Genomic DNA, 11,841 nt, shown 5'->3' with positions numbered 1-11,841 from the left:
CACACTTTAAGGCTATTTTTAGCCTTAAAATCGCTCCATCCGCTCAAAACTCAGACAAAACAAAACGGCCCGGAGGCCGTTTTGAGGAAATCTGTAAGCAACATACTGGAAAAGCTCCAGCCGTTGCAAATCCGATTTATCAGGCGATGGTGCCTGCACCGCGACACGGCGGTGATGCGAAAACCGTATCCTGCAAGCCTTCCCATTCCTTAATGGTGTAGGTATGCAGTGCCAGCGCATGCACGGTGGTGGAGAGTTCTTCCGTCAAGGTGCTGTAGATCAAGCGGTGTCGGTTCAGGAAACGTTCTCCCGTGAAGCGATCGCTAACCAGAACCACTTTAAAGTGGCTTTCAGAACCTGCCGGCACGTTATGACGATAGCTCTCGTCGACGACTTCGAGGAACACAGGGTTGAACGCTGCCCTTAATTTATCTTCTATCTGCTCACGTATCATCATGAAATTACTCCTCCGACAACGCCAGGATGTCACCCATCCCTTTAAATGTTAGCCGCTTTTACCGTTTCCATTACACCTTGACAACAAATATTTAGCTTTCGTCTGATTTTCTCATTCAAACGAATGAAGTTCACTGCGAGACTCATACCTTTCATCATTCGCGAGAGGGGAAATTGGGTAAGCTGGTCAGTTTTCGGACAAGGCGATGAATTTACATGCGTTGACCACTTCCCCTCGCCGTTGGCGATGTTATGATGACGGCAATTTTTCTCTTTATATGCTTACGATTCGTTGAGAACCCGAAAATGTTAAAAAAACTCTTCTTTCCGTTGGTAGCCCTTTTTATGCTTGCAGGCTGTGCAACCCCGCCTACCACCATTGATGTCTCACCAAAAATTACGCTGCCTCAGCAGGATCCAAGCCTGATGGGCGTCACCGTGAGCATTAACGGTGCCGATCAGCGTCAGGACCAGGCTCTAGCAAAAGTGACCCGCGATAACCAGCAGGTAACCCTGACCGCGTCCCGCGACCTGCGTTTCCTGCTGCAGGAAGTGCTCGAGAAGCAAATGACCGCTCGCGGCTATATGATTGGCCCAAGCGGTGCGGTTGATCTGCAGATCATCGTTAACAACCTGTACGCAGACGTGTCTCAGGGCAACGTGCGTTACAACATCGCGACCAAAGCGGATATCGCCATCATTGCTACCGCGAAAAACGGTAATAAGATGACCAAAAACTACCGTGCGAGCTACTCTGTCGAAGGCGCGTTCCAGGCATCGAATAAAAATATTGCTGATGCGGTTAACAGCGTGCTGACGGATACCATTTCCGACATGGCGCAGGACACCAGCATCCACGACTTCATCAAGCAGAACGCACGTTAATCCTGCCGACTGACCCGGTGCTTCACCGGGTCAGTTCATAAGAACATGTCCAGCCATTACTTACGCATTTTCCAGCAACCGAAATCAGCGATTCTGCTGATCCTCGGCTTTGCCTCGGGTTTACCTCTCGCGCTCACCTCCGGCACGCTTCAGGCGTGGATGACGGTCGAGAATATCGACCTTAAAACCATCGGTTTCTTCTCGCTTGTCGGTCAGGCCTATGTCTTTAAGTTCCTGTGGTCTCCGGTCATGGATCGCTACACGCCACCTTTCCTGGGACGTCGTCGCGGCTGGTTAGTGATGACGCAAGTCTTGCTGCTGCTGGCCATTGCGGCGATGGGTTTTCTTGAGCCCACCACACAGCTTCGCTGGATGGCCGCGCTTGCGGTCGTGATTGCCTTCTGTTCCGCCTCCCAGGATATTGTCTTTGACGCCTGGAAGACGGACGTTTTGCCTGCGGAAGAGCGCGGCGCCGGTGCCGCAATCAGCGTGCTGGGCTATCGCCTCGGGATGCTGGTCTCCGGGGGACTGGCACTGTGGCTGGCTGACCGTTACCTCGGCTGGCAGGGTATGTACTGGCTGATGGCCGCCCTGCTTATCCCGTGCATTATCGCGACGATCTTTGCTCCCGAACCGAGCGATGTCATTCCGGTCCCCCGCTCGCTGGAGCAGGCCGTGGCCGAACCGCTGCGCGACTTTTTTGGTCGCAACAATGCCTGGCTGATCCTGCTGCTCATCGTCCTTTATAAGCTGGGGGATGCGTTCGCCATGAGCCTGACCACCACCTTCCTGATACGCGGTGTCGGTTTTGATGCCGGTGAAGTGGGTGTGGTAAACAAAACGCTGGGACTATTTGCGACGATTATGGGCGCGCTGTATGGCGGCGTGCTGATGCAGCGCCTGACCCTGTTTCGCGCGCTGCTGATTTTCGGCATCCTTCAGGGAGCCTCTAACGCGGGCTACTGGCTGCTGTCGATTACCGACAAACATATGATCAGCATGGCCGCGGCGGTGTTCTTCGAGAACCTCTGCGGCGGCATGGGCACCGCGGCATTTGTTGCCCTGTTGATGACGCTTTGCAATAAATCATTTTCCGCTACGCAGTTTGCGCTGCTCTCGGCGCTCTCTGCCGTGGGTCGCGTGTACGTTGGACCGATTGCGGGCTGGTTCGTGGAAGCCCACGGCTGGCCAACGTTTTATCTCTTCTCTGTCGTGGCTGCCGTGCCGGGAATTTTATTGCTGCTGGTCTGCCGTCAGACGCTGGAATATACGCAGCGGACCGAACACTTTATGCCGCGCACCGAATATCATACCGCCTACCGTTTTGCGTTACGTCTGTTAATGGTGGGCTGCGTTGCTCTGGCACTCTGGCTTGTGGTGCTGATTATTAACGCCAGCACGTCACTGGCACTCCCGTTCGAAGCGCTTCTGCTGGACGCTGGCGCCCTGCTGGCTATTGCCGGGATCCTGACCGGGGGTCTGCTCGATTTCATGGCGTTGCGTAAAACGCAGATGACCTGAAGAAAAATGCGAAAGGTTATTTCCCGTTGTAATCACTAACCGAAATTATAACGGCGAAATAGCCAGCTGCCCCCCAAAAAAATATTTGTTGTTTTGTGCGGGATAGGATTTGGAAATTATTGGCTCCTGTTCCAAAACGCTATTTTTCATTAAACGATTCAGCATCCGATAGTTTGATTTTTCGTTTTTTAGATGTCTTTTTATTGATAATTAATTGTTAATTTTTTGTTTTTTTTAACAATGGTTATACCAATTGCCCCTTTTAGGGTATGCTTGGGGGTCCTTTCGTTATAAAGCCCACGCCATGCGGCTTCTGTCTTAAAAACCGACATAATTTGCAACACTTGTGACACGTGCGGCAGAACCCGGTAACACCTTCCTGACACAGGCCTAATGATGTTTACAGTAATGTAACCTTCCCGTAAAATGCCCGCACACTTTAAACGCCACCAGACTCCGTGGAATTGAGGTCGTTAAATGAGACTCGGGAAATACAATAAAAGTTTGGGATGGTTGTCATTATTCGCGGGCACTGTATTACTCAGTGGCTGCGATTCTGCACTACTAGACCCCAAAGGACAGATTGGACTGGAACAACGTTCACTGATACTGACGGCTTTTGGCCTGATGTTGATTGTGGTTATTCCTGCCATTTTGATGGCTGTTGGTTTCGCCTGGAAGTATCGTGCGAGCAATAAAGATGCGAAGTATAGCCCTAACTGGTCACACTCCAATAAAGTGGAAGCTGTGGTCTGGACGGTACCTATTCTGATCATCCTGTTCCTTGCCGTACTGACCTGGAAAACCACTCACGCACTTGAGCCAAGCAAACCACTGGTTCACGATGAGAAACCTATTACCATTGAAGTGGTCTCCATGGACTGGAAATGGTTCTTCATCTATCCAGAGCAGGGTATTGCTACCGTGAATGAAATCGCCTTCCCGGCGAACACTCCGGTTCAGTTCAAAGTGACCTCCAACTCCGTAATGAACTCCTTCTTCATCCCACGTCTGGGTAGCCAGATCTACGCGATGGCCGGTATGCAGACTAACCTGCATCTGATCGCGAATGAAGCAGGCACCTATGATGGTATCTCCGCCAGCTATAGCGGCCCGGGCTTCTCAGGTATGAAGTTCAAAGCTATTGCAACGCCAGACCGTGCCGCTTTCGACCAGTGGGTTGAAAAAGCGAAGCAGTCTCCAAACACCATGTCTGACATGGCGGCGTTCGAAAAAGTGGCTGCACCTAGCGAATACAACAAGGTGGAGTACTTCTCTAATGTGAAACCTGATTTGTTCAAAGATGTCATTGGCAAATTTATGGATCACGGCAAGAGCATGGACATGACCCAGCCTGAAGGCGAGCACAGCGCGCATGAAGGTATGGAAGGCATGGACATGAGCCACGCGGAAACCGCTCACTAAGGGGCCGAGGAAGAAAATGTTCGGAAAATTGACACTGGATGCAGTGCCCTACCATGAACCGATTATCGTGGTTACGGTGGCTGCAATTATCATTGGTGGCGCGGCCTTACTGGCCCTGATCACTTACTTCGGTAAGTGGAGCTACCTGTGGAACGAGTGGCTGACTTCGGTTGACCACAAAAAACTCGGTATCATGTACTGCATCGTCGGTATCGTCATGTTAATTCGTGGCTTTGCGGATGCGATCATGATGCGTAGCCAGCAGGCACTCGCTTCTGCGGGTGAAGCCGGCTTCCTGCCGCCGCACCACTACGATCAGATCTTTACCGCCCACGGCGTTATCATGATCTTCTTCGTAGCGATGCCGCTGGTTATCGGTCTGATGAACGTGGTCGTTCCGCTGCAAATCGGCGCGCGCGACGTGGCGTTCCCGTTCCTGAACAACCTGAGCTTCTGGTTCACGGTTGTCGGCGTTATCCTGGTTAACCTGTCACTGGGTGTGGGCGAATTCGCGCAGACCGGCTGGCTGGCATACCCGCCGCTATCAGGAATTGAGTACAGTCCGGGCGTTGGCGTTGACTACTGGATCTGGGCGCTTCAGCTCTCCGGTGTCGGTACCACCCTGACCGGTATCAACTTCTTCGTGACCATTATCAAGATGCGTGCCCCTGGCATGACCATGTTCAAGATGCCGGTATTTACCTGGGCATCTCTGTGCGCCAACATCCTGATTATTGCCTCTTTCCCAATTCTGACCGTCACCATCGCGCTGCTGACCCTGGACCGCTACCTGGGCACCCATTTCTTCACGAATGATATGGGTGGCAACATGATGATGTACATCAACCTGATTTGGGCCTGGGGTCACCCGGAAGTGTACATCCTGGTTCTGCCTGTCTTCGGTGTGTTCTCCGAAATCGCGGCAACCTTCTCGCGTAAACGTCTGTTTGGTTACACCTCTCTGGTGTGGGCAACCGTGTGTATTACCGTTCTGTCGTTCATCGTTTGGCTGCACCACTTCTTCACCATGGGTGCGGGCGCGAACGTAAACGCCTTCTTCGGTATCACTACTATGATTATCGCCATCCCGACCGGGGTGAAGATCTTCAACTGGCTGTTCACCATGTACCAGGGCCGTATCGTGTTCCACTCAGCGATGCTGTGGACCATCGGCTTCATCGTGACCTTCTCCGTAGGTGGGATGACCGGTGTACTGCTGGCGGTACCAGGTGCTGACTTCGTTCTGCACAACAGTCTGTTCCTGATTGCGCACTTCCATAACGTTATCATCGGTGGCGTGGTCTTCGGCTGCTTCGCTGGCGTAACCTACTGGTGGCCAAAAGCGTTCGGCTTCACGCTGAACGAGAAATGGGGTAAACGCGCGTTCTGGTTCTGGATCATCGGCTTCTTCGTGGCATTTATGCCGCTGTACGTGCTGGGCTTCATGGGTATGACCCGTCGTCTGAGCCAGCAGATCGATCCGCAGTTCCACCCAATGCTGATGGTTGCTGCGGGCGGTGCGGTGCTGATTGCCTGCGGTATCGCGTCTCAGCTGATTCAGTTCTACGTGTCTATTCGCGACCGCGATCAGAACCGTGACCTGACCGGTGACCCATGGGGTGGCCGTACGCTGGAGTGGGCGACCTCTTCTCCACCGCCTTTCTATAACTTTGCCATCGTGCCGCAGGTTCATGAACGCGACGCATTCTGGGAAATGAAAGAAAAAGGTGAAGCGTACAAGCAACCTGCTCATTACGAAGAGATCCATATGCCGAAAAACAGCGGTGCGGGCATTGTCATTGCCGCCTTCGCTACGGTATTTGGTTTCGCAATGATCTGGCACATCTGGTGGATGGCGATTGTTGGCTTCGCTGGCATCGTAATCAGCTGGATTGTGAAGAGCTTTGACGAGGACGTGGACTACTACGTACCAGTCCGTGAAGTTGAAAAGCTGGAAAATCAGCATTTCGACGAGATTTCTAAAGCGGGGCTGAAAAATGGCAACTGATACTCTGGCGCACTCAACTGCCCACGCGCATGAACATGCGCACCACGATACAGGACCGACCAAAGTCTTCGGTTTCTGGATCTACCTGATGAGCGACTGCATTCTGTTCTGCTGTCTGTTCGCGACCTATGCCGTTCTGGTGAACGGCACAGCGGGCGGCCCGACCGGCAAGGACATCTTTGAACTGCCGTTCGTTCTGGTTGAAACCGCACTGCTGTTATTCAGCTCTATCACCTACGGCATGGCGGCTATCGCCATGTACAAAAACAACAAGAGCCAGGTTGTCTCCTGGCTGGCGTTGACCTGGCTGTTTGGTGCTGGATTTATCGGGATGGAAATCTATGAATTCCATCACCTGATTATGGAAGGCTTTGGCCCGGATCGCAGTGGCTTCCTGTCCGCGTTCTTCGCGCTGGTCGGTACCCACGGTCTGCACGTGACCTCGGGTCTGATCTGGATGGCAGTACTGATGTTCCAGATCTCCCGTCGCGGCCTGACCAGCACTAACCGTACCCGTATCCTGTGCCTGAGCCTGTTCTGGCACTTCCTGGACGTGGTTTGGATCTGTGTGTTCTCTGTTGTCTATCTGATGGGGGCGATGTAATGAGTCATTCTAACGATCATGGCGCTTCCCATGGCAGCGTAAAAACCTACATGACAGGTTTCATCCTGTCGATCATCCTGACGGTGATCCCGTTCTGGATGGTGATGAGCGGTTCTGCGTCTAAACCGGTTATCCTGGGAGCAATCCTGGTGACCGCGGTGATTCAGATTCTGGTGCATCTGGTTTGCTTCCTGCACATGAACACCAAGTCCGATGAAGGCTGGAACATGACGGCCTTTATCTTTACCGTGATTATCATCGCTATCCTGGTAGTCGGTTCCATCTGGATTATGTGGAACCTCAACTACAACATGATGGTTCACTAAGAGCGGCGAGTATGTTTAAGCAATACCTGCAAGTAACGAAACCAGGCATCATCTTTGGCAACCTGATCTCCGTGATCGGAGGGTTCCTGCTGGCCTCTAAAGGCAGCATTGATTACGCCCTCTTTATTTACACGCTGGTCGGTGTGTCACTGGTTGTTGCGTCCGGTTGTGTATTTAACAACTACATCGACATGGATATCGACAAGAAGATGGAAAGGACCAAAAATCGGGTGCTGGTGAAAGGCCTGATCGCCCCTTCCGTCTCGCTGGTGTACGCCACCTTGCTGGGTATTGCTGGCTTTATGCTGCTGTGGTTTGGTGCTAACCCACTGGCCTGCTGGCTGGGGGTGATGGGGTTCGTGGTCTATGTGGGCGTCTACAGCCTGTATATGAAACGTCACTCCGTCTACGGCACGCTGATTGGTTCTCTCTCCGGCGCTGCGCCGCCGGTGATTGGCTACTGCGCCGTCACGAACGAGTTCGACAGCGGTGCGCTGATCCTGCTGGCTATCTTTAGCCTGTGGCAGATGCCGCACTCCTATGCCATCGCGATTTTCCGCTTTAAGGATTATCAGGCAGCGAACATCCCGGTTCTGCCGGTCGTGAAGGGCATTTCGGTTGCCAAGAACCACATCACGCTTTACATCATCGCCTTTGCCGTGGCAACGCTGATGCTCTCTCTGGGTGGTTACGCCGGGTATAAATATCTGGCGGTAGCGGCTGCGGTGAGCGTCTGGTGGCTTGGCATGGCGCTGCGCGGATACAAAGTGGAAGATGACAAAGTCTGGGCACGTAAGCTGTTTGTGTTCTCCATTGTCGCCATCACTTCTCTGTCCGTGATGATGTCCGTGGATTTCATGGTGCCAGATTCGCACAACCTGCTGACTTACGTCTGGTAAGCGACAACAGGTCAATAAAAGGGTGCTTCGGCACCCTTTTTTATTCACAAAATCAATTAATAACGCATGTAATATTTGTTAAATAAGCCCTTATTTACCCCGCCCCTTCCCCGCACTACACTATGGCCTGCTTTTGAACTGAGGTGGTAATGAACGATTATAAAATGACGCCAGGCGAGCTACGCGCGACCTGGGGCTTAGGGACTGTCTTCTCGCTACGGATGCTCGGCATGTTTATGGTCCTGCCTGTTCTGACCACCTACGGCATGGCGCTGCAGGGGGCGAGCGAGGCATTGATTGGCCTGGCCATTGGCATTTACGGTCTGGCCCAGGCGGTCTTCCAGATCCCGTTTGGCCTGCTCTCTGACCGGGTTGGCCGCAAGCCGCTGATTGTCGGTGGCCTGCTTATTTTTGTTCTGGGCAGTGTGATTGCCGCCCTCTCCCACTCCATCTGGGGGATTATTCTTGGCCGCGCCCTTCAGGGCTCCGGCGCGATTGCCGCCGCCGTGATGGCGCTGTTGTCCGATCTCACCCGCGAACAGAACCGGACTAAAGCGATGGCGTTCATCGGCGTTAGCTTTGGCGTCACCTTCGCCATTGCGATGGTACTGGGCCCGATAATCACCCATGCGCTTGGCCTGCACGCGCTGTTCTGGATGATTGCCGTGCTGGCAACCCTCGGTATTGCCTTAACCCTGTGGGTCGTCCCGGACAGCAAAAACCACGTCCTCAACCGTGAATCGGGAATGGTAAAGGGCTGCTTCAGCAAAGTGCTGGTTGAGCCACGCCTGGTGAAGCTTAACTTCGGCATTATGTGTCTGCACATCCTCCTGATGTCGACCTTTGTCGCCCTTCCCGGCCAGCTGGCCGCTGCGGGCTTCCCGGCAGCCGAGCACTGGAAAATCTATCTGGTCACGATGCTGATTTCCTTTGTCTCCGTCGTGCCATTCATCATCTACGCTGAAGTGAAGCGCAAGATGAAGCGCGTCTTTATTGGCTGCGTAGCACTGTTGCTGATAGCTGAGATTGTGCTCTGGGGTGCCGGCCCGCACTTCTGGGAGCTGATTGCCGGCGTGCAGCTGTTCTTCCTGGCGTTTAACCTGATGGAAGCCCTGCTGCCGTCGCTGATCAGCAAAGAGTCCCCTGCCGGTTACAAAGGCACGGCGATGGGCATCTACTCCACCAGCCAGTTCCTCGGCGTGGCCATTGGCGGCTCGCTTGGCGGCTGGGTGGACGGTCTGTTTGACTCTCAAACCGTGTTTCTCGCGGGCGCACTGCTGGCGACAGTCTGGCTGCTGGTCGCCAGTACCATGAAAGAGCCGCGCTACGTGAGCAGCCTGCGGGTAGAAATCCCGGATAATGTTCAGATTAGCGACGCGCTGAAACAGCGTCTGGAAGCAAAAGAGGGTGTGACGGAGGTCCTGATTGTCCCGGAAGAGCGCAGCGCTTACGTCAAGATAGACAGCAAAATGACCAACCGCTTCGAAGTGGAGCAGGCCCTGAAAGCATGAAAAAGCCCGGTTGAACCGGGCTTTTTGCTATTAATCGCGGAAGTTTTTAAACTGGAACGGTTGTCCCAGATCGCCGCCACGCACCAGCGCCATCACGGACTGCAGGTCATCGCGGGACTTGCCGGTGACGCGAATCTCTTCACCCTGGATCTGCGCCTGCACCTTCAGCTTGCTGTCTTTAATGAGCTTCACGATCTTCTTCTGCACCGCGCTCTCAATGCCCTGCTTCAGTTTAGCTTCAACGAACCAGGTTTTACCGCTGTGCACAAACTCTTCCGGCACATCCAGAGAGGTCCCTTCAATGCCGCGTTTTAACAGCTTGGCGCGCAAAATGTCGAGCAGCTGATTCACCTGGAAATCAGACTCGCTCAGCACCTTAATGGTCTTATTTGCGTCGTTCAGCTCAAACGACGCCTCAACGCCACGAAAATCGAAACGTGACTCAACTTCGCGGGTTGCGTTCTCAACGCCGTTGCGAACTTCCTGGATATCAACTTCGGAAACAATATCGAAAGATGGCATCTTTTCTTCTCCCTTCACTTTTGTTGCGTTGCATAATACCCGCTACGAGGCATAACTCAACAGAAGCTTAGCTGTATAATTAAGCTGTAACACCTGGCGCAGTTGCAGGTGAGGAGGAACAATGAAAATTACAGTGCTCGGATGCGGAGCGCTTGGTCAGCTATGGCTGACCGCGCTGTGCAAGCACGGACATGAGGTTCAGGGCTGGCTGCGCGTGCCCCAGCCCTATTGCAGTGTAAACCTGATTGGTGAAGACGGAAGCATCTTTAACGAATCCCTCACCGCGAACGATCCCGATTTCCTGGCGCAAAGTGACCTGTTACTGGTAACGCTTAAAGCGTGGCAGGTCTCAGACGCGGTGAAGACGCTGGCTGCGCAACTCCCCTCCACTTCCCCTATACTGCTGCTGCATAACGGCATGGGGACCATTGATGAGCTGAAAAGCGTCCCGCAGCCCCTGCTGATGGCGACAACCACGCACGCAGCCCGTCGCGACGGCAACATCATCGTGCACGTCGCCAGCGGCGTGACCCATATGGGACCGGCCAGAACACAGGATGGCGACTACAGTTATCTTGCCGATGTGCTGCAGAAGGTGTTGCCGGACGTCGCCTGGCATAACACTATTCGCCCTCAACTCTGGCGCAAGCTGGCCGTGAACTGCGTGATCAATCCGCTGACGGCACTGTGGAACTGCCCGAACGGGGAGCTGAAAAACCATCCGCAGGAGGTTGCATCACTGTGTGCTGAAGTCGCGTCGGTCATTGAGCGGGAAGGCTTGCATACCTCGGCAGAGGATTTGCGCGGTTATGTCGAGCAGGTTATTGAGAGTACGGCAGAAAATATCTCCTCAATGTTGCAGGATGTCCGGGCATTACGCCACACAGAAATCGACTACATTACCGGCTATCTGCTAAAACGTGCCCGAGCACATGGCATCGCCGTGCCGGAAAACGCCCGTTTGTATGACCTGGTTAAACGTAAGGAGAGTGAATATGAGCGCGTCGGCACTGATCTGCCTCGCCCCTGGTAGCGAAGAGACAGAAGCGGTCACCACCATTGATTTGATGGTGCGCGGCGGTATTGAGGTGACGGTCGCCAGCGTTGCCAGCGATGGCAGTCTGGCGGTGACCTGCTCGCGCGGCGTGAAACTGCTTGCGGATGCGCCGCTTGTGCAGGTGGCCGACGGGGATTACGACATCATCGTCCTGCCCGGTGGCCTGAAGGGTGCGGAATATTTTCGCGACAGCCCGCTGCTGGTCGAGACCGTGCGTCAGTTCCATTTATCGGGTCGTATCGTCGCCGCCATCTGTGCCGCCGCCGGAACAGTGCTGGTTCCGCACGATATTTTCCCTATCGGCAATATGACCGGCTACCCCGGTCTGAAGCAGACCATCCCGGAAGACCAGTGGGTGGACAAACGCGTCGTGTGGGATCCACGCGTCAACCTGCTGACCAGCCAGGGCCCCGGCACCGCGATTGATTTTGGTTTGAAGATTATTGACCTGCTGGTCGGGCGCGAAAAAGCGTACGAGGTGGCGTCATCGCTGGTGATGCCGGCGGGAATTTATAACTACTATGAAGAGTAGTGCGTAAAAAAGCCGGGTGGCGCCAGGTTAAAGCAAAACGGCAACCAAAGGTTGTAATGCCGATCAGTTAAGGATCGGTTGACCGATCCCGTGGC

At 53.8% G+C, this 11,841-nt stretch carries 12 protein-coding genes; 10 read left to right on the top strand and 2 right to left on the bottom strand.

All coding sequences use genetic code 11. The annotated features are described in order from the left end of the window. Nucleotides 1–139: 139 nt before the first annotated feature. Entirely contained in the window at nt 140–457 is a 318-nt protein-coding gene (bolA, locus tag L977_RS01760; RefSeq protein WP_013095855.1) for a transcriptional regulator BolA, read from the bottom strand. A gap of 305 nt (nt 458–762) precedes the next feature. Between bolA and L977_RS01755 the strand changes: the two genes are divergently transcribed. The 8 genes from L977_RS01755 to L977_RS01720 all read left to right on the top strand — a co-directional run bounded on the left by L977_RS01755 (nt 763) and on the right by L977_RS01720 (nt 9,635). Further along, nucleotides 763–1,341 carry a lipoprotein gene (locus L977_RS01755; protein WP_014882772.1) on the top strand — a complete coding sequence of 193 codons (579 nt, stop codon included), beginning with the start codon at nt 763–765 and terminating at the stop codon, nt 1,339–1,341. Between the two features lie 45 nt (nt 1,342–1,386). Next, the gene (ampG, locus tag L977_RS01750; RefSeq protein ID WP_047624466.1) at nt 1,387–2,862 is read left to right on the top strand and encodes a muropeptide MFS transporter AmpG; all 1,476 of its coding nucleotides are present in this window, start codon (nt 1,387–1,389) and stop codon (nt 2,860–2,862) included. A gap of 477 nt (nt 2,863–3,339) precedes the next feature. Further along, entirely contained in the window at nt 3,340–4,287 is a 948-nt protein-coding gene (gene cyoA / locus L977_RS01745; protein ID WP_014882770.1) for a cytochrome o ubiquinol oxidase subunit II, read from the top strand. A gap of 16 nt (nt 4,288–4,303) precedes the next feature. Beyond that, nucleotides 4,304–6,295, top strand: a complete 1,992-nt coding sequence (gene cyoB / locus L977_RS01740) for a cytochrome o ubiquinol oxidase subunit I (protein ID WP_014168864.1) — start codon at nt 4,304–4,306, stop codon at nt 6,293–6,295. Next, nucleotides 6,285–6,899, top strand: coding sequence for a cytochrome o ubiquinol oxidase subunit III (locus L977_RS01735; protein ID WP_008503324.1), 615 nt, complete (start codon nt 6,285–6,287; stop codon nt 6,897–6,899). Before cyoB ends, L977_RS01735 begins: the two co-directional genes overlap by 11 nt. Further along, a complete protein-coding gene (locus L977_RS01730; RefSeq protein WP_006176899.1) occupies nt 6,899–7,225 on the top strand; it encodes a cytochrome o ubiquinol oxidase subunit IV in 327 nt (108 codons plus the stop codon). The genes L977_RS01735 and L977_RS01730 overlap by 1 nt, the downstream gene beginning before the upstream one ends. Nucleotides 7,226–7,236: 11 nt before the next feature. Continuing rightward, nucleotides 7,237–8,124 carry a heme o synthase gene (cyoE, locus tag L977_RS01725; RefSeq protein ID WP_014882769.1) on the top strand — a complete coding sequence of 296 codons (888 nt, stop codon included), beginning with the start codon at nt 7,237–7,239 and terminating at the stop codon, nt 8,122–8,124. Between the two features lie 149 nt (nt 8,125–8,273). Beyond that, a complete protein-coding gene (locus L977_RS01720) occupies nt 8,274–9,635 on the top strand; it encodes an MFS transporter (protein WP_047624461.1) in 1,362 nt (453 codons plus the stop codon). Between the two features lie 30 nt (nt 9,636–9,665). Here the strand turns inward: L977_RS01720 and L977_RS01715 are convergent, their stop codons facing one another. Continuing rightward, nucleotides 9,666–10,157, bottom strand: a complete 492-nt coding sequence (locus L977_RS01715; protein WP_008503327.1) for a YajQ family cyclic di-GMP-binding protein — start codon at nt 10,155–10,157, stop codon at nt 9,666–9,668. Nucleotides 10,158–10,278: 121 nt separating this feature from the next. Here L977_RS01715 and panE point away from each other — a divergent pair, with 121 nt between their 5' ends. Both panE and yajL read left to right on the top strand, forming a co-directional pair. Continuing rightward, the gene (gene panE, locus L977_RS01710; RefSeq protein WP_047027720.1) at nt 10,279–11,190 is read left to right on the top strand and encodes a 2-dehydropantoate 2-reductase; all 912 of its coding nucleotides are present in this window, start codon (nt 10,279–10,281) and stop codon (nt 11,188–11,190) included. Then, nucleotides 11,153–11,746, top strand: a complete 594-nt coding sequence (gene yajL, locus L977_RS01705; RefSeq protein WP_014882765.1) for a protein deglycase YajL — start codon at nt 11,153–11,155, stop codon at nt 11,744–11,746. The genes panE and yajL overlap by 38 nt, the downstream gene beginning before the upstream one ends. Nucleotides 11,747–11,841 lie beyond the last annotated feature (95 nt).

This window comes from Enterobacter sp. ZOR0014 (genome assembly GCF_000798855.1).
GTDB classification, from domain to species: Bacteria; Pseudomonadota; Gammaproteobacteria; order Enterobacterales; family Enterobacteriaceae; genus Enterobacter; species Enterobacter kobei.
This window is presented reverse-complemented; position numbering and strand designations above follow the sequence as displayed.